27 protein-coding genes are annotated in these 19,200 nt (G+C 70.7%); 21 read left to right on the forward strand and 6 right to left on the reverse strand.

Annotated elements, in window-relative coordinates; translation table 11 throughout:
• The first annotated feature begins 156 nt into the window (after positions 1-156).
• The 20 genes from ACNAVT_RS14995 to ACNAVT_RS15090 all read left to right on the forward strand — a co-directional run bounded on the left by ACNAVT_RS14995 (position 157) and on the right by ACNAVT_RS15090 (position 12,785).
• A complete protein-coding gene (locus ACNAVT_RS14995) occupies positions 157-1,869 on the forward strand; it encodes a major capsid protein (RefSeq protein WP_416296656.1) in 1,713 nt (570 codons plus the stop codon).
• A gap of 65 nt (positions 1,870-1,934) precedes the next feature.
• Positions 1,935-2,762 (forward strand): hypothetical protein, encoded by an 828-nt coding sequence (locus tag ACNAVT_RS15000; protein WP_416296658.1) that lies wholly within the window; start codon positions 1,935-1,937, stop codon positions 2,760-2,762.
• An 8-nt stretch (positions 2,763-2,770) separates the two neighbouring features.
• Entirely contained in the window at positions 2,771-3,106 is a 336-nt protein-coding gene (locus ACNAVT_RS15005; RefSeq protein WP_416296660.1) for a hypothetical protein, read from the forward strand.
• Between the two features lie 180 nt (positions 3,107-3,286).
• The gene (locus ACNAVT_RS15010; protein ID WP_416296661.1) at positions 3,287-3,868 is read left to right on the forward strand and encodes a hypothetical protein; all 582 of its coding nucleotides are present in this window, start codon (positions 3,287-3,289) and stop codon (positions 3,866-3,868) included.
• A gap of 165 nt (positions 3,869-4,033) precedes the next feature.
• Positions 4,034-4,372, forward strand: a complete 339-nt coding sequence (locus ACNAVT_RS15015; protein ID WP_416296663.1) for a hypothetical protein — start codon at positions 4,034-4,036, stop codon at positions 4,370-4,372.
• Between the two features lie 30 nt (positions 4,373-4,402).
• Entirely contained in the window at positions 4,403-4,684 is a 282-nt protein-coding gene (locus ACNAVT_RS15020; protein ID WP_416296665.1) for a hypothetical protein, read from the forward strand.
• 93 nt (positions 4,685-4,777) lie between these two features.
• A complete protein-coding gene (locus ACNAVT_RS15025) occupies positions 4,778-5,776 on the forward strand; it encodes an N-6 DNA methylase (protein WP_416296667.1) in 999 nt (332 codons plus the stop codon).
• Positions 5,777-5,892: 116 nt separating this feature from the next.
• Complete coding sequence (locus tag ACNAVT_RS15030; RefSeq protein ID WP_416296669.1) at positions 5,893-6,279, forward strand: hypothetical protein; 387 nt, start codon at positions 5,893-5,895, stop codon at positions 6,277-6,279.
• A 146-nt stretch (positions 6,280-6,425) separates the two neighbouring features.
• On the forward strand, positions 6,426-6,974 hold the full coding sequence (locus tag ACNAVT_RS15035) for a hypothetical protein (protein ID WP_416296671.1): 549 nt from the start codon (positions 6,426-6,428) through the stop codon (positions 6,972-6,974).
• Entirely contained in the window at positions 6,971-7,477 is a 507-nt protein-coding gene (locus ACNAVT_RS15040; RefSeq protein WP_416296672.1) for a hypothetical protein, read from the forward strand. The genes ACNAVT_RS15035 and ACNAVT_RS15040 overlap by 4 nt, the downstream gene beginning before the upstream one ends.
• Positions 7,474-7,860 (forward strand): hypothetical protein, encoded by a 387-nt coding sequence (locus ACNAVT_RS15045; RefSeq protein WP_416296674.1) that lies wholly within the window; start codon positions 7,474-7,476, stop codon positions 7,858-7,860. The genes ACNAVT_RS15040 and ACNAVT_RS15045 overlap by 4 nt, the downstream gene beginning before the upstream one ends.
• Positions 7,860-8,147, forward strand: a complete 288-nt coding sequence (locus ACNAVT_RS15050) for a hypothetical protein (protein WP_416296676.1) — start codon at positions 7,860-7,862, stop codon at positions 8,145-8,147. Before ACNAVT_RS15045 ends, ACNAVT_RS15050 begins: the two co-directional genes overlap by 1 nt.
• A 138-nt stretch (positions 8,148-8,285) precedes the next feature.
• The gene (locus tag ACNAVT_RS15055; RefSeq protein WP_416296677.1) at positions 8,286-9,227 is read left to right on the forward strand and encodes a PKD domain-containing protein; all 942 of its coding nucleotides are present in this window, start codon (positions 8,286-8,288) and stop codon (positions 9,225-9,227) included.
• A gap of 9 nt (positions 9,228-9,236) precedes the next feature.
• Positions 9,237-10,019, forward strand: a complete 783-nt coding sequence (locus ACNAVT_RS15060; protein ID WP_416296679.1) for a hypothetical protein — start codon at positions 9,237-9,239, stop codon at positions 10,017-10,019.
• Positions 10,016-10,558: a hypothetical protein gene (locus ACNAVT_RS15065; RefSeq protein ID WP_416296681.1), complete on the forward strand. Its 543-nt coding sequence runs from the start codon at positions 10,016-10,018 to the stop codon at positions 10,556-10,558. Before ACNAVT_RS15060 ends, ACNAVT_RS15065 begins: the two co-directional genes overlap by 4 nt.
• 5 nt (positions 10,559-10,563) lie before the next feature.
• Positions 10,564-10,818: a hypothetical protein gene (locus ACNAVT_RS15070; RefSeq protein WP_416296683.1), complete on the forward strand. Its 255-nt coding sequence runs from the start codon at positions 10,564-10,566 to the stop codon at positions 10,816-10,818.
• Positions 10,818-11,249: a hypothetical protein gene (locus ACNAVT_RS15075; RefSeq protein WP_416296685.1), complete on the forward strand. Its 432-nt coding sequence runs from the start codon at positions 10,818-10,820 to the stop codon at positions 11,247-11,249. Before ACNAVT_RS15070 ends, ACNAVT_RS15075 begins: the two co-directional genes overlap by 1 nt.
• A gap of 12 nt (positions 11,250-11,261) precedes the next feature.
• Positions 11,262-11,612: a hypothetical protein gene (locus ACNAVT_RS15080; RefSeq protein WP_416296687.1), complete on the forward strand. Its 351-nt coding sequence runs from the start codon at positions 11,262-11,264 to the stop codon at positions 11,610-11,612.
• Positions 11,573-11,872: a hypothetical protein gene (locus ACNAVT_RS15085; protein ID WP_416296689.1), complete on the forward strand. Its 300-nt coding sequence runs from the start codon at positions 11,573-11,575 to the stop codon at positions 11,870-11,872. Before ACNAVT_RS15080 ends, ACNAVT_RS15085 begins: the two co-directional genes overlap by 40 nt.
• A gap of 229 nt (positions 11,873-12,101) precedes the next feature.
• Positions 12,102-12,785: a hypothetical protein gene (locus tag ACNAVT_RS15090; RefSeq protein ID WP_416296690.1), complete on the forward strand. Its 684-nt coding sequence runs from the start codon at positions 12,102-12,104 to the stop codon at positions 12,783-12,785.
• Between the two features lie 179 nt (positions 12,786-12,964).
• Here ACNAVT_RS15090 and ACNAVT_RS15095 read toward each other — a convergent pair whose 3' ends face one another.
• The 3 genes from ACNAVT_RS15095 to ACNAVT_RS15105 form a co-directional block, all read right to left on the reverse strand.
• On the reverse strand, positions 12,965-13,573 hold the full coding sequence (locus ACNAVT_RS15095) for a DUF4839 domain-containing protein (RefSeq protein WP_416296691.1): 609 nt from the start codon (positions 13,571-13,573) through the stop codon (positions 12,965-12,967).
• Positions 13,574-14,006: 433 nt separating this feature from the next.
• Positions 14,007-15,026, reverse strand: coding sequence for an endonuclease NucS domain-containing protein (locus tag ACNAVT_RS15100; protein WP_416296693.1), 1,020 nt, complete (start codon positions 15,024-15,026; stop codon positions 14,007-14,009).
• Between the two features lie 467 nt (positions 15,027-15,493).
• On the reverse strand, positions 15,494-16,195 hold the full coding sequence (locus tag ACNAVT_RS15105; protein WP_416296695.1) for a DUF6308 family protein: 702 nt from the start codon (positions 16,193-16,195) through the stop codon (positions 15,494-15,496).
• Between the two features lie 146 nt (positions 16,196-16,341).
• Between ACNAVT_RS15105 and ACNAVT_RS15110 the strand changes: the two genes are divergently transcribed.
• Entirely contained in the window at positions 16,342-17,355 is a 1,014-nt protein-coding gene (locus tag ACNAVT_RS15110; RefSeq protein WP_416296697.1) for an HNH endonuclease, read from the forward strand.
• Positions 17,356-17,448: 93 nt separating this feature from the next.
• Here ACNAVT_RS15110 and ACNAVT_RS15115 read toward each other — a convergent pair whose 3' ends face one another.
• From ACNAVT_RS15115 to ACNAVT_RS15125, 3 genes are read right to left on the reverse strand one after another with little or no spacing between them, the layout of a single operon-like run.
• A complete protein-coding gene (locus ACNAVT_RS15115; protein ID WP_416296699.1) occupies positions 17,449-17,763 on the reverse strand; it encodes a hypothetical protein in 315 nt (104 codons plus the stop codon).
• Positions 17,760-18,152, reverse strand: coding sequence for a hypothetical protein (locus tag ACNAVT_RS15120; RefSeq protein WP_416296701.1), 393 nt, complete (start codon positions 18,150-18,152; stop codon positions 17,760-17,762). The genes ACNAVT_RS15115 and ACNAVT_RS15120 overlap by 4 nt, the downstream gene beginning before the upstream one ends.
• A gap of 10 nt (positions 18,153-18,162) precedes the next feature.
• On the reverse strand, positions 18,163-19,020 hold the full coding sequence (locus tag ACNAVT_RS15125; RefSeq protein ID WP_416296703.1) for an N-acetylmuramoyl-L-alanine amidase: 858 nt from the start codon (positions 19,018-19,020) through the stop codon (positions 18,163-18,165).
• Between the last annotated feature and the right edge of the window lie 180 nt (positions 19,021-19,200).

The raw sequence follows: 19,200 nt of genomic DNA on the forward strand, positions 1-19,200 counted from the left end.
AGCCGCATCCGGCAATGGTCGCGGCGCCCCGCCGCCGTACCGGGCTGCTCGTCTCTGATCGGTAGCTGATCCGGCTTGGGTTAGGCTGTGCCGGTACCACCGATGCTGGCTGCGGGCCGGTCGGGACGAGATCCCTACCGTGCTGAGGAGCCGACGGTGGACTTTCAGATCCCCGAGAGCCTTGACGGGCTCGACCTGGACGCCCTGACCGAGATGGAGAGCCAGGCCGTCGCGGCGTTCGATGCTCTGCGCGACGACCAGGACCTGGATGCCGACGGCCTCGCCCGGCTGCGGGAGTTGGCCACGTTCGTCCAGTCGGTGCGTACCGAGCAGGCGAGCATCGAGCAGGCGGCCGAGCAGGTCGCCTCCGAGCTGGACGACCTGACCGCGACGGTGCACGGCGCTCCGGAGGACGGCGATGGCGACGGTGACGAGGGCGACGGCGGCGAAGCCGAGGAGGAGCCGGTCGAGGAGACGCCAACCGAGGAGCCGCCGGTCGACGAGACGCCGGTCGAGGAACCTGCGCAGCGTCAGCAGGCGACGCCAGTCGTCGCGTCGCTGGCTCGCCGGGCGGCCCGCCGGCAGCCGAAGCCCAAGGTGACCAGGGCCGGCAAGTCGGCGGTCATCAAGGCGGCGGCCGACGTGCCGAACGTGCCGCACGGGCACGTGTTCTCGTCTGTGTCGGAGGTCGCTTCGGCGTTCGACGACAAGTTCGCCGGCTTCCCGCGAGGGGTGGGGGTCGCGACCCGCATCAAGCAGAACGTGGCCCGGGTGGAGCTGCCCGTCGACCAGGCGCTCGTCGCCGGGGGCAGGGGCCTGACCGACATGGAGCTGGTGGAGCTGGCCGCGTCGGAGTCGCGGCTGTCGGGCGGCAACCTCGTCGCGGCCGGCGGCTGGGGTGCGCCGTCGGAGACGCTGTGGGAGCTGTGCGAGGGCCTGGAGACGACCGAGGGGCTGCTGGACCTGCCGGGCATCACGATCCCGCGCGGCGGCGGTATCAAGGTGCCGGCCAACCTCGACTTCCGCGACATGTATTCGGGGATCGGCTTCGTGCAGACCGAGGCCGACAGCACCGCCGGGGTGGAGAAGCCCTCGTACCGGGTGCCGACGGTGAACTGGGCGGAGACGCGCCTCGAGGTGGACGGGGTGCAGATCGAGCAGGACATCGTGCAGAACGCGGTGTGGCCGGAGCTGACCCGGGACGTGGTGCGTCGGGCGCTGACCGCCCACGAGCACAAGATCAACGCCCGGCTGATCCAGCGGATGGCCGCCGCCCCGGCGCAGTCGACGCAGTTCGCCCTGACCCTCGGCGGCGACGTCGACGGCGATGAGACGACCACGGCGCTGCTCGGCGCGGTGTCCCTGGCGGCGACGGACTACCGGTACCGGTACCGGCTGGGCCGGCGGCAGATGCTGGAGTGCGTCGCGCCGCTGTGGCTGATCGACTGGATCCGGGCGGACATGTCGCGCCGGGCCGGGGTGAACTACCTCGACGTGACCGACGAGCAGATCACGGCGTGGTTCACCCGCCGGCACCTGCGGCCGCAGTTCGTCTACGACTGGCAGGACGGGTACGCCGCCGCGGACGGTGCCGGCTTCGGCGGCACGACCGCGCCGGGCCAGTGGCCGGGCACGGTGGACCTGCTGATGTACGCGCCGGGCACGTGGGTGAAGGGCACCAAGCCGATCATCGACCTGTCGGCGGTCTACGACTCGACGAAGCTGAAGGACAACGAGTACCTGGCCATGTTCACCGAGCAGGCGACGCTGCTGGTGAAGCGGTGCTTCGTGTCCTACAAGGTGAGTGTGCCGCTGTGCCCGACGGGCGTCACCGGCAGCACGGTGCCGTTCGACTGCTCGGCGGTCTGAGCTACCCGTTTGACGGGGCCGCACCCATCTCGGGCGCGGCCCCCCAGCCGGTGAGGAGATGACGGGTGACTCAGCCCCTGATGTATGTGGACGCCCCGGCGACGACGCCGTACCGGTTCGGGCTGTTCTCGGCGGCGGCCGTGGTCGACCCCGCCGACCAGCGCGAGTTCCAGGCCGGGGTGGAGTGGGAGCCGCAGTGCGTCAACGCGCCTGCGCCGACGAACGCGGCGGCGGCCTCGGACGCGAACCGCGCGGCGATGGCGCTGCCGGACGGGGTGCCGAGCGTGAAGTCCGGGGTGATCCGGCTGTACGCCGGCCTGACCGGCCGGTCGGTGGCCCGGCCGGACCTGATCGACCGGGCGCGGCGGGCGATGGGCCAGGTCGAGCAGCAGTCGCTGGAGCACTACGTGTGGACCGGGGAGGCGGGCAACGACGTGTTCCTGGCGGCGGCCGGCACGCAGGTGCTGGCCGGCTCCGACGCGGCGCCGGTGCCGCTGGAGGCGGGCGTGGGCCTGCTGGAGGCGCACATCGGCGACCGATCGGGCGTGCTCGGCGCGGTGTGGGCACCGCGGTGGACGGCCGGGTGGTTCGCGGGGAAGGGCCTGACGCGGATCGAGGGCCCGCGGACGGTGGCCCCGCTTGGGGACCCGATCGTGTTCGCGCAGACGACCGGCGTCGGGCCCGGCGGCGCGGCGCCGGCCGCCGACGAGGCGTGGCTGTACGGGACGGGGCCGGTGATGGTGCGGCGGTCGACGGTGTTCCTGCCGAAGCTGCCGGAGGCCCTGGACCGCAACGACAACGAGGTGTTCGCCGTCGCGGAGCGGTTCTACACGGTGGGGTGGAGCTGCGCGACGGCGGCGGTGAAGGTCAAGCTGCCGGGCGTGCCGGCGTAGGAGGAGACATGGCGCTGATCTACCCGAAGGACCGTGCGGACGCGCAGGTCCTCGCGAAGCAGCTGCTGGAGGCGGCCGGCGAGGAGCGTCGGTTCGAGGTGCAGACGACGACGGACGGCCCGGTGGGGCTGGCGTTCGACGTGCCCGACGACCTGGCGGAGAAGGTGCTGAGCTCCGGCGACGGCCGGCAGCGTGTGGAGGCTCCCGCGGAGGACGAGGCCACCGCGCAGGGCGCGTCGGCTGACGCCGGGGCCGACGGGTCCGGGGCGGACGTCAAGTCGGCGGACGGTTCCTCCCAGCCGCCGGCGAAGGCGTCCCGGTCGTCGCGCAGCTCGCGGAGCTGACCGGCACCCCTCGTCCTGGGCCGCGCCGCCCCACCTGGTCCCTTCCCCGTGCCAGGTGGGGCGGCGCTTTACGTGTGACCCGCTCCACGGCCCAAGGCGTACATAAAAGTTGTACGTAGAGATGATCTTTGCCTACAATGAATATGTACGTCACGCGCTACCCCTACAGGAGGGTTCGAGATGGAGAAGCGGGTCAACGAGCTGGCCGTGGAGTTCGGCGTCGAGGCCGAGGCGGCCGACCAGTGGGGCCTGGTCGCCCAGCTGGCGCGGCAGGTGGTGGAGGCCGAGCGGGAGCTGGAGCGGCACGCGCGTGAGCTCACCGGGGCGACCGAGGACGCGGTGGCCACCGCGAAGGCGGGCGACCTGCTCACCGCGGTGCGCGGCGACCTGCTGGCCGCCGTGACCGACAAGGCGGCGGCGTTCGACGCGGCGCTGATGAAGGTGGCCGAGCGGCGGACGGCCCTGGCGTACGTCGCCGAGAGCGTGAAGGCGGCGCGGCCGAAGCCGGCGCCGGAGTTGGCCGAGCGCGACGTGGTGACCTGGACGTGGGACGGGCGCGAGGAGCGTGGCGTGGTCGACCAGGTGAAGGGCGACAAGGTGGTGGTGGTCGACGCGGGCGAGGTGCGGTGGTACCTGCCGGCCGCCGAGCTGACGAAGGTGCCGCCGGCGAAGGTGGACGACCACCTGGGGTGCCGGGGCTTCGACAACCAGGAGTTCTACTGGCACTGCTATACGCACGAGCTGTACCGCCAGTCGTTCTGAGTCGAGCGAGCCGACGCCCCTCGCGCCCCACGCGGGCGCGGGGGCGTCGTCGTTTGTGTGGCCCGCTCCACAGCCCGCGGCGTACATAAAACTTGTACGCGAGCCCGGTGTCTACCTACAATGAATATGTACAGCAAGCCGCCCCGACTGCGTGAGGAGAGCCCGATGAACCCGATGGACCTGAACGTGACCGACGAGCACGGCCGGCGGGTGCTGAGCTGGACCGACACCGTGACCATCAACCGGCTCAACGCGATCACCGAGGCACTGCAGGAGGCGCTGCGGGCGCCGGTCCGCCGCCCCACCGAGGAGGAGGACCGGGCGCTGCTGGCCCACAACCGGCGGGTGCGCGAGCACAACGCGCGGGTGCTGGCCGGGCGGGAGCGGGTGGCGCGGGAGCGGCAGGCCCGCGAGAACGCGCGGGAGGTGGCGGCGGTGCGCAAGCGGCTGTGCGACAGCTGCTTCTGCGAGCTGCCGGCGTCGGGCGTGTGCGGCAACTGCTGACCGGGACAGACGAGAGAGAGGGAGCTGACCGTGAGCATCGAGCTGATCGAGGCCGAGCCGACCGCCGGGCAGTGGGAGGTCATCGCGCTGTCCGAGGTGGAGGACGGCGACGTCCTGTCGTTCGACCTGGCGGCGCTGACCGAGCGGCGGCACGAGAGCGTCCCGCGGGTCGACTGGACGCGGGTGATGGAGGAGGCCGCCGCCGTGGCGGTGAAGGAGGAGCTGGGCGAGATGGTGCGGCTGGACTTCTACGACCTGGCCTACCCGACGGTGGTGGGCGTGCCCGAGATGCAGGCGTTGCGGCTGGTCTGAGCCGCACCGAGCGCCCCCGCAGCCGTGCTGGCTGCGGGGGCGCTGCCGTTCCCGCCGGCGGGAGGCCGCCGGCGGTTCACGTGGAGGAAGAGCATGACGACAACGACGGTGGCCCGGCGCGCGAACGCCTGGGCGGCCGACCCGCGCGAGCACGCGCGGGCGATCGCCGAGGCGGTCGACGAGGCGTGGCACAGCCGGTACGGCGGCTCGCGGATCGAGGTGCCGATGAGCGTGGTGGCCGCCCTGGCGCTGGTGGCCCGGGAGGCGCCGGGCCCGGAGCAGCTGGACCGGCTGGCCGAGGTCGCGGAGCGCCTGGACCACGACGGCTTCTGGCTGCTGGTGCAGCGGCTGTGGTGTGAGTTCGCGGCGCTGCGGCCGGACCTGAACCCGCAGACGAAGCACCTGTGGTACTGGATCGACGAGGAGCCGGACGAGACGACGAAGCGCGCGGTGCACGCGGTCGGCCAGGCGGCGCTGCGGCGCGGCGTGTTCGGCCGGTTCGGGCCGGACGGCTGGGGCGACACGGACCTGCTGGGGATGCTGCTCCAGACGATGAAGAGCCACGGCGGCAAGAAGGGCATCGGGCAGTTCCTGACGCCGGAGAGCGTCACGCTGCTGCTGGGCCGGATGGTCGCCCCGGATGAGGGCGCGAAGATCCTGGAGCCGTGCGCCGGCACGGGCACGATGCTGCTCGGCGCGGCACAGGCGATGCGGGAGAACGGGCTCGACCCGACGACGTGCGAGTGGTGGGCGAACGACCTGGACCCGCTGGCGGCGGCGCTGTGCGCGGTGAACTTCCACCTGTGGGGGCTGGGCTGGCGGGTGGTCGTCGGCTGCGGCGACGGGTTGCAGGACGACTGGATGCACGAGGCGCTGCGGGACCGCCAGGTGGCGATCGACGAAATGCGGCGGGCGTGGCGGCAGGCCATGCAGATCGTGGCGGTGCGCCGGCTGCTGGACCTGCCGACGCCGGAGAGCGAGCTGGGCCGGGCGATGCGGCGCGCGGCGCCGAAGCCGCCGCCCCCGCCGCCCGCGCCGGACTCGTCCACGTTCGACGCCGAGGCGGTGTTCCGGCAGGGCCGGCTGTTCTGAACCGGCCGGCTGTGTGACGCGCTACACGACCCCCCGCGTACATAAAACATGTACGCGGGGGAGCCGGTTGCATACAATGAATATGTACGTCCCGCCCTGTTCACGTGGAGGTTGAGATGGGCAAGAGCGCGATTCAGTCCGGCAAGCGGGCTGCGGTGGAGTGCAAGCCGGGCGGCCACTGCTACGACGGCGAGAACCGCTGCGTGCACTGCCGCGAGCACATCGCGGACCCGCACCAGCCGGACTGCCCGCACGCCGACGAGCCGGACGTGGAGCCGCTGGAGGAGCCGGACGACGAGTGCGACGCGCGGCCGGCGGAGCCGGAGCGGGTGCAGGCGTTCATCGAGCTGCGCGGACACGGCGGCCTGGAGCTGGTGCGCCGGGCGGTGGAGACGTTGCAGGAGGCCGGCTTCGACGTCGCCGGCCAGTCGGTGAACGTGTTCCGCAAGGGCGACGGGCTGCCCGAGTGGATCGGCGTGGTGACCCTGCCCGAGCGCGTCTAGCGGCTGCGCAGGCGGGGCCGGGCGGCTGTCTGGCCCCGGTGCGGAGCCCCTAGCCGGGGTTCTGCTGTCCGGCCGCTATTGACGATTGCGACCGGACAGAGCAAGGTAACTGTCCGAGTAGGACCCGGTTCACGTGGAGGTAAACCATGGGTCTACGCGCGCTGGTCGGCACCGAGGGTGCCGACGGTGTGTACCTGGCGCGGCACGTGCAGCACGACGGGTGCCCGACGATGGTCGTCCCGGCCCTGTCGGTGCTGCTGCATGAGCTGTGCGGCCACAGCCCCGAGCGGGCGGCGGCGGTGCTGTTGCAGTGCGACTGGTCGCGGCTGTACGCCGTGCCCGGCACCGGGCCGACCGGCCACATGGTCGGCGTGCCCTCCGAGGGCTACCCGCCGCAGACCGGCCGGATCGCCGAGGCCCGCGCGGGCGACCGCGAGTGGGCGTACCTGTTCGGCGACCACCGGCTGCACGTCTACCTGGGGGTGTTCCCCGAGCGCGGCCCGAAGCGGTGGCAGCCGTGGGCGTGCTGGTCGCTGCACGAGCTGCCGAGCCTGAGCCAGCTGGACCTGCTGGAGGTCCAGAAGGCCGGCTACGCGGCGCAGTGGCGGGCGTCCGACTACCGCGGCTACATGGAGGCCGTCCGCCAGTCGGTGCGGGACGCGACCCGCATCGGGCTGATGGAGGCCGGCCGGTGAGAGCGCTGGTGGGGCAGTTCGCCCCGGGCAGCCGGTGGTACCGGGCCCGCCTCGTCGAGCTGGAGGGCCAGCCGAGCTGGACCCTCGCGCAGATGCGGGCGATGTGGGACCGCAGCTTCCAGCGGAACACGGCGGTGATGGTGGACGTTCTGCTGCACCGGCACTGGTCGGTGCTGGCGAACACGCACTGGCCGGCGCAGGCGGTGTCCGAGAAGCGGCCGGAGTGGACGTACGTGTGCGGCGTCGGCCGGGGCTACCGCGACGAGGTGGGCAGCCCGGCGGCGGTCGGGCTGATGGGCGCCGACCAGCCGTTCCACGACGAGGGCTGGGCGTACCTGTGGGAGCACAAGCTGGCGGCGCTGCACGTCTACGCGGCGCACGGCGGCCGATGGCACCACCTGGCGACGCTGCCCGCCGACGTGTGGGCCGGCCTGACGACGCAGCTGGTGATCGATGTGGAGGCCATGTTCTGCTGGCTGGAGCGAGAGGAGGCGGCGGCGTGACCGTCGAGACGAGGAAGCCGGCCAACCCGACGATCCGGGTCGAGGAGCTGCGGCGCCGCGACGAGGTGCTGCTGTTCGGGCAGCTGGTGGAGGTCGCCGACGTGCAGGGGGTGCGGGAGTTCCCGAGCTGCGTGAACCTGGTGATCCTGCCGCGCGGCGGCGGGCAGCCGAGGGAGACGCTGGTGCCCCGGGACATGTTGCTGCTGGGGATGCGGCTGCCTCGCCTGCTGCCGCTGCGGTGCCAGGGCTGCCAGGCGCTGGTGCAGACGCCGGTCGACCTGGCGCAGGGGCCGGCGCCGCAGACGGTGTGCGGCGGGTGCCGAGGCCGGATCGTCGAGGGCACGGCGCGGGTGACCTCGTCCGCCCCTGTGGGGAGGTACTGATGAACGACGTCCTGGCGGCCCTGATGGCCGACAACGACGCCGACCGGGAGAAGTTCCTCAACCGGGAGGTGCTGCGGCACGCGGTGATGCGGCAGATCACCTGCGAGAGGACGGGCCAGGTCCTCGACGTCCGCACGGCGGTGCTGGTGACGTGGATCAGGGGCGACAGCCGGAGCGCCGTGGCGGTGACCGGTGAGGCGTGGGACGAGGTTGCCGCGCACGTCCAGGCCAAGGTCGCGGACCTCGGCGCGGAGCTGGAGGTGATCGACGGCCGGACGCTGAACTGACCGCCGCAGCGAGCGGGGCCGCACCCAGCCGGGTGCGGCCCCGCTCCGCTTTGGCAGGGCCTCGTCTCGGCTACGCTGACGGGGTATTCGCCGCTGGCTGCGGGCCGGGCATGGACCTTCGCTGTTGAGGGATGCCAGATGACCGCAGTGTGCGACACCCCGGTGAAGGGGAAAATGCTCCGGGCCACGAAGCTCGGGGTGTGCGGCGACCCGATCCTGGGCGCCGGAGGATGGCCGGTCCACGTCACGTCGAAGGGCTTCGTCAGCGTCGAGTACGCGGCCGAGGTCGACGACGGCGAGGAGATCGACCAGAAGGACGCCAACGGCGACCCGTTGGTCTACGAGCCGGCCCGGCGGCGAATCAAGCTGTACAACGTGACGGTGACCTGCGGGCGGGTCGACCCGGAGCTGTACACGCTGTTCACCGGGATGCCGGTGGTGCTCGACGAGGACGGCAACGCGACCGGCATGCGGATCACGTCGGCGGTGAACCTCGACTCGGCGGTGGCGCTGGAGGTGTGGTCGGGCACCCAGCTGAAGAAGTGCGTGGCCGGGGCGATCCAGCGGCCGAGGTTCGGGTACTTCCTGCTCCCGCAGATCATCGACGGGCAGATCGGCGACTTCACGATCGAGAACGGGGCGGCGAGCTTCACGCTGACCGGCAAGGCCATCGAGAACCCGGGCTGGGGTGTCGGGCCGTACGACGTCTACCTGCGCAAGACGGGCGTCGAGCCGCTGATGGACCCGATGGGCGACCGGGACCTGCTGCACCTCGACTGGACGCACCTGCCGCCGCCGGCGCCGACGTGCGGGCTGACCGCGCGGCCGCCGGACGGGGACGTGGCGGCGGACGCCGCCGACCCGACCGGGCGCACCGCGCAGTTCACCGCGACGTACGTGCCGGACGCCCCGAACGACACCTACTCGGTGGATTGGGGCGACGGGGCGTCGTCGGCCGGGCCGACCGCCGGCCAGAAGGTGACGCACCAGTACGCGGCCGACGGCACGTACCTCATCACGGTCACGCACACGGGGAGCGGCGCGCAGCGCTTCAAGTCGCTCGTCGCCCCGGTCGCCTGAGGGTAGACGGTGACGCAGCCGGCGCGGACCGGCCCGTGCGACTGGCCGCTGAACACGGCGTCCTGCAAGGGCTGGGACCAGTACGACGAGGCGGTCCGGACCGCGGCCACGGATCTCGCGACGGAGGTCCTGTGGGCGCTGTCCGGCCGCCGGTTCGGCGTGTGTACGTCGACGGTGCGGCCGGTGCGGCGCGGCGACAGCGAGGCGTGGCGGCGGTGGGAGTCGTGGCTGGATCTGCCGTACGGCAGCAGCTTCGCGGTGACGTTCTGCGGCTGCCCGGTGGGGGCGTGCGGGTGCGGGCCGGTCGGGCGGGAGCTGAACCTGCCCGGCCCGATCCACGCCGTGACCCGGGTCGTGGTCGACGGCCAGGAGGTGCCGGCCGAGGCGTACGCGGTGTACGACCGGCGGTGGCTGGTGCGGATCGACGGCGGGACCTGGCCGACCCGCCAGGACCTGACGAAGGCCGACGACCAGCCGGGCGCTTGGGCGGTCACCTACCAGCGGGGCGTGCAGGTGTCCGGCGGCGGGAAGGTGGCGGCCGGCGCGTACGCGTGTGAGCTGGCGAAGGCGATGGTCGCCGACACGACGTGCCGGCTGCCCCGGCGCGTGCAGTCGGTGGTGCGGCAGGGCGTGCAGCAGACGTTCGTCGACCCGGCGCGGCTCGCCCGCGACGGCATGACCGGGCTGCCTGAGGTCGACCAGTGGCTGCGGGTGGTGAACCCGAACCGGCTGCCCCGCGACACGGTGGTGTGGTCGCCGGACCTGGATCGTGGACGAAGGAGGACGTCGTGACCGAGCCGGTGGTGGAGCCGCAGGACGACGTGGCGTGGCCGGTGGCGGTGAAGCTGCGCGAGATGATCGGCGGCGCGCTGGACGGGGCGCTCGGCGGCACGCCCGCCGTGGTGGCGGTGGTGCCGGGCCGGGACGTGGCGATCGACTCGTGCTGCGAGGGCCAGGCGTGGGTGCGGGTCGTGCGGACGTACCCGGTGCTGCCGGAGGAATTCCCCGGCGGGCGGGGCACGCCCCTCGACGACGGCGTCGATCCGGGGGCGTTCTGGACGGTGGAGCTGGGGGCGGGCACCGCCAGGTGCGCGCCGAGCCCCGACGACGCCGGCAACCCGCCGACCGGGGCGCAGCTCGAGCGCAGCGCGGCGGAGCTGGCCGACGACGCCGGCCGGATCCGGCGGACGGTGCTGTGCGAGCTGCAGAAGCTGCCGGCCGTCGAGTCGGTGTGGATCGGGGAGCAGTCCAGCGTCGGCCCGTCGGGCGGCTGCGTCGGCCAGGAGGTCCTGGTCGCGGTGATGACCAACGTGTGCGTGTGCGAGGAGTGAGGGCGATGCGCAAGGGCCAGAAGGTGACGGTACGGGCGCTGACGGCGATGCCGGGCGTGCCGGACGGGGCGGTGCAGCACATGGAGTGGGGGCCGCGGCTGGCCACGCTCGTGGGCGCCGGCCGGTACGAGGTGCTGGAGGGTGAGGAAGCCGAGCAGGCGGCCACTGCGGACCTGGAGCCGCCGGACGCCAGCCAGCCGACGCTCGCGCCGACGACGGAGGCCGACGGCGACGGCAAGACGCGGAGAGTGAGCCGCTGATGGCGGTGGTGGTCCGGCCGCGCGTCGACCTGTTCGCCGGCGAGGTGCGCCAGCTGCTCACCGGCTCGACCGGGCAGGTGGTGTCGTTCATCCGCAGCGTGGCCCGGAAGGTGCGGACGCGGGCGGTGCTCAAGTGCCCGGTGGACACCGGCCGGTTGCGGGCGGCGCACCGCGAGGAGGTGGGCGTGCGGGCGGGCCAGGTGTACGGGTTCGTCGAGAACGACGTCGAGTACGCGGCGGCGGTCCACGACGGGACGGGAGCGCACGTCATCCGGCCACGGCGGGCCGGGGGAATGCTGCGGTTCGAGACGGGCGGCCAGGTGGTGTTCACCAGCCTGGTGAACCACCCGGGGACGCGGGCGCAGCCGTGGCTGCGGGAGGCGATGGAAGAGGTGGCGGTGCCGGAGGGGTTCCGGCTCGTCCGCTCGTAGGGAGGAAGCGGGATGCGGGAGTTCACGACCAGCGCGAAGGCGGCGAAGCAGAACGGCGGCGACAAGAAGCTGCCGGATGTGCCCTTCAAGCTGGACGGGGTGGAGATGGTGTGCCGGGCGCCGAAGGACGCGCAGCTGGCGTACCTGATGGCGGCGGCGTCGTCGAGCCGGACGGAGGCCGACCAGGTGGCGGCGGTGCTCGACTTCTTCGAGCAGACGCTGAACCCGGCAAGCCTGGCGGTGTTCCGGAAGCGGCTGCTGTCCACCGACGACGAGTTCGACTTCACCGACGCCATGGGGATCTTCCAGCACGTGTGCGAGGAGTGGTCCGGCCGCCCTACTGGATCGGGCAGCGCCTCCTGACCCTGGCGGTCAAGCGCTGGCCCGAGTTCCACGGCACGCTGCTGATGCGGACCGGCCGGGAGCCGCTGGACCTGCCGCTGCCGTCGCTGCTAGACGTGATCTACGCCTGGTGGGTGGAGGGCGGCACCGAGAAGGACGTGGCGAAGTTCCGGCAGGCGTTGGAGGCCCCGCCGGTCGAGGCGGAGCTGGAGGGCCGCGAGGAGTGGTCCGACGAGGAGACCGACCAGAGTTTCGCCCGGGCGCTGTCAGGCTCCAGGTGAGAGGTGAAGAGTCTACTTCCGCACATGGCTGTTCTGAGCTTCCATGCCGATGGTCGCGAGCCTGCGGTGGTCTCGGGGCCCCACCCCGGCTGGCTGTCATCCGTACCGGCAAGGGCAGCACCCATAAGCCTGCTTCTGCCTTGCCCTGGGCGGCAGTTCACTCCTTATCTGACCCGTCGGCCTGGCGTGGCAAATGCGCCGGTACGGGGCTGGGCGGTAGAACCGGAACGTGACACTCCACTTCTGTCGGGAACTGTCGGCCGCCGACTGGATCGCCCACAGCGACCTGCCGTGGCAGCAGCTTGTGAGCCTCGGCCCCCCGGGCTTCGACGCCTACGCGCGGCTCCGGTTCCTGCCCGATCCGACACGCCCCGGCCAGAGCGAGAACGATGTCGACGCGGACTGGCCCACCGACCAGCTGCCCACCCTTTTCGAGGTGCTGACCACCCACACCACGACCCCCGAAGACTGCTACTTCTGCGTCTGGGAAGGCTTCGGCGACGCCGACGTCGCAGCCGACAACGACGCCGTGTACATCGACGAAGGGGACATCGCCCCACTCGGGCGGCCCAGCGCCCAGCCAGGACTGGCGCCCACACCCGCTGCCCCGCCCTCGACGCCGCGGGCACCCAAGGTTGTGGTGCCCCACCGTGCGTACTGGCTGTTTCGAGGGCCGTTAGCCGACGTCGGCACATGGGACACCGCAGCGGAGTGGCCGGGCCAGCGTCGTCTCAGCAACGCCGAGCCGGCGTTCGCCTGGCCCGCTGATCACGCCTGGTGCGTGGCCAAGGACGTCGATCCGCACTGGGCCGGGATCGGCGGGACTCGGGCGCTGATCACCAAACTCACCACCGACCCGCGCCTCGACGTGGTCCCCGCCGACCCCACCCAGCACCAGCCGCTCTACCGATAACAGCCCGTGCTCAGTTGACGGGTGCTTTGCGGCCCCGAAACGTTCACCGGCTGACTGGGCGGCGTCCGGCTATGCCCCTGAAAGGCTCGCCTCGCCGGGGAGCTCTTCGACGGCCGTACGCCGGCGTGGCCAGCAGCGGCAGACACGCAGCTCGCCGCGCCTTCTTTACAGCCACAGTCTTATCTCACCTCAGTGGAAACCGGATCGAGCAGGAAGAGGACTTGGTTCCCGGCATAGCGCTCTACCTCAGCAGTGATGCGAAGCTTCTGCCCCACGCCAATGGTGTCGGGGATGTTCGAGCCTGTGAGGCGCAGATCGCTGGTGATGTTGACGTCTCTGAACTGGAAGTTGGGCCCAGTCGCTCCCGCGCCGGTGCTATCTCCGGCGAGGACCAAGATGTCGTACCGCGTCTTGTAATCGCCGTGATGGTTCATTGCGCCGATGATGCCATCGAACTTGATGGTTCGGCCCTCGTACTTGACCGCGAACTCCTGGAACAGGTCGTAGTCCTCCACCGCTGCCAAGAGCGCTGCGAGATCCTTGTTGTTCTCCACGGTCAAGACCGCCTCGGCCTTGGGCTCGGCAGACGCAGGTGTCGGCGACGACGCGGCCTCTACCGGCTCTTGCGCTGCCGGGGTTTCCGTCGTGGTGGCAGCCGGAGGCGTCGGCGCGTTCCTCTCGTTGATCGCTCCGATAGTGATGATGATGGCGAGAATGGGGAGCAGACCAGCCGCAACCCCAAACCCGACCTTCTGCTCCTTCGTCAGGGGCGGCCCTTGCTTGCTCATAAGTGGATCATAGCCGCGCCCTCAGCGGCTCATCTGCGGCCCTTCCGGCCAGGTGCAACGCCGAGATAGGGCGCTGCGGCCGGTGTGCCGGTCAGGTGCCCAGCAGGCTCCGGACATCGAATCCGTCGTAGGCAGTGGCAATCCCAGGCGCTCACTCGACATCTCCGTCATCAGGTGCGTTACCCAGTCGAGGTAGTCCTTCAGCTGCCGCACCTTGACCACACGATCACGACAGTGCCGAGCACCCCAGCGCCGGAGGGCTTCGAGATCACCGAGGTCGCTGACACCGCCGCCGCGAGGCCGCCCATCAAGCAAGGTCGCGTGTGCGCTTCTGCCGCTGTCCGCGCGCGGCGCCGCGCCCATCCCGCCGTACGAGCCCCAGTTAGAGCCGTCTTGTCTGCAATGGAGTGGTTGCCAGTGACCTTTGGCTGGGTTACGACAGAGGTTCTGCGATCTGGTGGAGGGTCCGTCCATCATGTGTCCGGTACCAGTTCGGCGGCCAGAGTTGGGCTCGCGGCGGCTGCCCGGTGGCGGCTTCGATGATGTGTCGGATCAGTGGGAGGATCCGATAGCGTTGCCCATCAGCAGCCCATTTGACGGGCCCGCTGACGTCGTTGTGCCACTGCACTCGCGCCCGATTCGGGTCGGTGCCGAGCCACGCGCGAATGCTATCTCGATCTTGGTCGACGAGATCGGGTACGACGATGGTCAACTCGGTGCCGTCCGGGATGGCGCTGTGGGAGATGAGACGCTGGACAGCTGCCGCCCGGCGTTCGCCCGAGGCCCGGGCGGCTGCCTGTGTTGCGCTGCTGGATCGCGGCCGGATCATGAAGTCCTCGGCATCGGGCACGGGCAGCAGTTGCGCGACGGACAGTACTTTCTCACCGGCTGCGGCCTGGTACAGCTGGTAGCGGACCAGCCGGATGTCGATGCCTGCTTCGTACAGGAACAGGGCGGTGTTCGTGACAGTCGGGCCGAAATCCGCGGCCATGAGCACGATCCGTGGTGGGCCCAGCGTCTCGTCCGAGACTCCTTCGGCCCACTCCATCAACTGGACCAACGCCTCCTCGGCAGTCGTCGAGCCGCCAAGATGGGCGGCATGCACATCGGCCAGGATGTCCAGGCTGAAGCGGCGGACCATGGCCGCATAGTTGATCGCCTGCATGGTCACCGTGTCCGGTGCGCGGTCGCGCTTGAGTTCCACAACCACCAGCCGTCCGGTGCGGTCAAGACCCAGCACGTCCAGCCGGTCTGGGGTCGCGGTTCCGCCAGCGGAAACCCATTTGCCGAATTCGAACGTGACGACCTTGACTCCTGAGCCGATTAGCTCCGGATTGTCGATCACCCACTGCTGCAGGTGTTGGCGCTCCAACAGGCCCGCCTCGGCCAACGAGATTCGTTGGGCGGGAACGGCGGTCGCGCCGTCCACGGTGAACAGCAACTCTTCGGCCACGGTGCACCTCCGGCACAGACCGTACACCTCGGCAGACCTCGTGAAAGCCAACCGTGGTGCCGGCGCTGGACGGTCAGCCGCATACCTCGACGATCGTCCTGGGCCCTGTAATGCTTGTGGCGGATAGGAGCTGACATGCGAGTGACGGCCTGGAGTAACGGTTCGGCGAGTTCGTCAGGTGCGGGGTATGGCTTTCGCGTAACCTCCGCAGACCGGGATACGTACTTCGACCGTGGCTGGGAGCATGTGGATGTCGACCTGGGCGTCCACGGTCGCGCCGCCATTCCGCTTTCTGAATCCTTTTGGGCTAGATGTACCGAACTTCGGAGCGCGAGTGTTGGTCGTTGGCTCCTCGCCCATCGCCTGGCACCTTGGCCCAAGGGCTTCCCACCCACGCTCGAGTTGCTACATCTCGGTGGAAACGTGTTCCAACTGTCAACGCTTAGGTAGGTGCGGCATCGGCAGCCTCATTTGCGGCTGACCGCGGCCGGGGATCGGGCGCTCCCGTTGGCAGTTGGTGGCGGAAGCGGGCCAGGTTCGGGTACCCCGACTGCGCTGCGGGCATTGCGGGCGTTTCGCGACCGGCTATGACGTGTCCAAATGGCGACGTCGAGCAGCCGAAGCAGGCTGATTGAGTCGGCGCCGGCTGGGCGGAGCGCCTCGATCTCGTGGCGGAGCGCGGATTGGGTCAGCGCGGCTGCCAGCGTCACCCAGAACTTTTTCTCTGGCGGAGCGAGCACACGAAGCACGACGTCGTCATGGATGGGCACAAGCCGGGGTCGCTTCCGGGCCAGGAGTTTGCTCGCGATCACTGGGCCGACCCCAGGCAGATCGTCGAGCCACTCATGCAACACCGTTGCTGACTGTAGGGCGTCGGGACCGGCATTCCATAGGTCCAGGTTGGTGGGGATCGCAGCGAGCCCTGCGGTGACGGGGCCGCTGCCAGCGAGGAGTGCACGGATAGCGAGCGGGCGCCAGGAGATGTCCAGCAGTGTGGTTGCGAGCAGGTCGTCGAGCGTGAGCACATCGGGCGGGTTCTCGCCGAGCAGGTCGAACGACGTGCCGGCGAATGGCCCATCGGGATTGAAGTAGGTGGCAACGAGCCGGTCGATGCCTGGAACGGCGAGCACATCGCGGATGCGGACGCGGACTAGATCCTCAGGCTGCACCGCGAGAGCATGCCACACCGGTGTTTGCGGATGCAGATCATGTTCGATCCGGCGCGGAGATCGTCGTGGGTGTTCTAGCGAGGGTGCTGTCAGGGCGGCCCGTTAGGATCACCGCCACTGGACAACCTACGGGGAAAGGTGCAGGGATGTCGGCGATCCTCCTGGGTTGGAACCCGCAGCGGTGGAATTGGGCCGATTACGACGAATGGGCCGCCCAGGTGCAGCGCGACGGGACGAAACGCGACAGATGGAGTGTGGGTCGACACGTCAACATCGCTGCAGGATCCGACGCGTGGTTGCTGGTGCAGGGCAAGTACCGCGGTCTGATCGGACGTGCCATCGTACGGTCCGAGCCGTACGAGGCCGAGCACTATTCGGATCCGGACAAGACCACCAACTATGTGGAGATCGACTGGCTGAGCCTCCTGCCGATCCCGGATCGGATTCCCCCGGTCGTGCTGAACGCAGAGGCCCCGGGCGTGCGGTGGGACCACGTCTACGGATCGGGAAGATCGGTCCCGGTGGAGTCCGAGGCGGCCGTTCACGCCTTGTGGGAGCGTTTCGGCCCGCAGCACGAGGCCCGCGACCCAGGCGAGCTCCCCCCGGGGCTGTTCCCAGAGGGCGCGGTGCGGACCATCGTCGTCAATCGTTACGAACGCGATCCACGCGCCCGCGCGGCGTGCGTCGAGCATTGGGGCCTGGCCTGCATAGCGTGCGGGCTCGACTTTGCCTCCGTCTACGGCGAAATGGGCAAGGGATTCATCCATGTCCACCACCTCACGCCAGTGTCGCAGCTCGGACCCGACTACCAGGTTGACCCGATCGCGGACCTACGGCCGCTTTGCCCCAACTGCCACGCGATGGTCCATACGCAGGACCCGCCGATGCCACCAGATGATTTGGCCGCCAGGATCCGGGCATCCCGCACCAGCGTCGGCCCGAGACGCACCGTGCCTGCCCAGAAGTCACCGGCCGCCACCTGCCCTGACTGTGGTCGGACGGGCGTGCCGATCATGTATGGGGCGCCAGGCCCGGAAATGATTGCCGCGGCGGAGGAGGGACGGATCGCACTCGGTGGGTGCGTCATCTACGAAGGCCAACCGACGTGGACCTGTTCTGAGGGGCACGAGTGGCGCGTGGATGAGTCTGCGCGGACGTAGACACTCTTGTTGTGCTGGGCAGCATGGCCGACGCGGCCCCAAAATAGAAGGAGGGCGGCCCAGCACCGGTGGCCGCCCTCCTCATCATCGGGGTCATCTGCGGAAGCCGTCGCCCCGGAACAGGGTGCTTCCGGGCTCACGCCGGGGCAGCGGCGGCGGAGCCTCGCCGGCCGGCGCCGACGCCAGGAACGGCAGGTACCGGCGGAGGAAGTCGTCGACGCCGGGGATCGCGAGGACACGGGTCACCGCGGCGGCGACGGCGAGGGCTTGGGCGACGAGCGGCACCGCGTCGACGCCGGCGGCGGCGGCGATGGTCGGCAGCAGCGACAGCAGCGCGACGACGGCCGCGAAGGTGGTGCGGGCGACGGCCCGCCACGGGTAGCGGGTTTGCGTGGTGCTGACGGTCACGGGAGCTTCCCTCCTAGTTGCTGGATGAGGGCCTTGAGCTGGACGTTCTCAATGAGGAGCTTGTCCCGCTCGGCGGCCAGGGTTTGCCGGGCGGCCAGCTCGGCACGGAGCTGGGCGACCTCGGCCTTGGTGATGGCCAGCTCCTCGTGGAGCTGGTGGATGGTCAGGTTGGCCGCCGCCATTTGCGTCTCGGCGAGGCTGAGCTTCGTCTCGGCGCCAGAGAGCTGGGCGTCCATGCGGCCGAGCAGCCGCTCGGCGATCTGCGTCTCGTAGTCGGCGAGGCTGGTGCGCTCCTTGCGCCGGCCGAGGACCGCCGTGAGCACGCGGTCGACGACGGCGCCCGCGACCGACCCGCCGCCGACGAGCGCGGCGATGAGCACGGGCTCCATCGTCGCCGCCTCAGGTGACCGGGTTTTTGAAGGCGGCGTTCCAGCTGGCGACGCCGATCAGCCCGTCGACGCGCAGCCGCTGGTCGCGCTGGAACGCCTCGGCGAGGGCCTTGTACTCCGGGCCGTAGATGCCGTCGTTGCCGGCGCCGCCGAGCCACCGCTTGCCCTTGCCGATCGACCAGCCCCGGCGGCTGAGCTGGGTGGCCCACTCGCGCAGCCAGGCCCGGTCGGTGCGGCCCTTGAAGTAGCGCTCGTACTTGCCGGAGACGCTGTAGTCGGGGCCGGACGCCGGGCCGAAGTACCAGCCGGCGGGCAACGGGAACGCGATCGGCGTGCCTGGTGCCGGCTTGCCGGCGGCCGGCGGCTTCGGCTGCGGGGCGGGCGTGGATCCGCCGACGATGGGCAGGCCGGCGTGCAGCCAGGCGTAGATCTCGTCGCCGGGGCAGGAGGTGTTCCCGCGGTCGCGGTGGCCGAGCAGCTGGAGCCGCTTGCCCTTGCGGTCGTTGGCCTCGTCGTAGAGCCACTTGAAGGCGCGGCGGGCGGCGTCGGTGACGTCCTGGCGGCCGGGCTGGTCCTTGCCGATGATGCAGACGCCGATGGCCTCGGTGTTGTGGCCGGAGCAGTGCGCGCCGAGCAGGTTCCACCCGCGGCCCTCGTAAAGGACGCCGGTGATCGAGTTGATGAGAAAGTTGTAGCCGATGTCCGACCAGCCCTTGACCCGCATGTGGTAGTCCTGGATCTGGCGGGGGGTCTGCGTCGCCGACGCGGCGGAGTAGTGGCCCATGAAGACGGTCCGCTTCGACCAGGGCACGGTCGAGCGGGACTCGGGTGGGCGGGCGCCCCATTCGGCGCGGCTGATGATGTCCACTGGTTGTCCTCCCGACGGCAGTGATCGTCTGTCGGGGGACAGCGGCTCTACGGTAGCGGCCCGGGGTGACTGGCGCGGGGCGGCTGGAAGGTGGGCGGGCGCGCCGGGTGCTGTCCTGGGCGGCGCGCCCGCCCGGGTGAGCGGATTGGCCCGCCGCCGCACCAGTTGGAGGACAGCCGG

This window comes from Micromonospora sp. SL4-19 (genome assembly GCF_047921475.1).
Taxonomy (GTDB): Bacteria; Actinomycetota; Actinomycetes; order Mycobacteriales; family Micromonosporaceae; genus Micromonospora.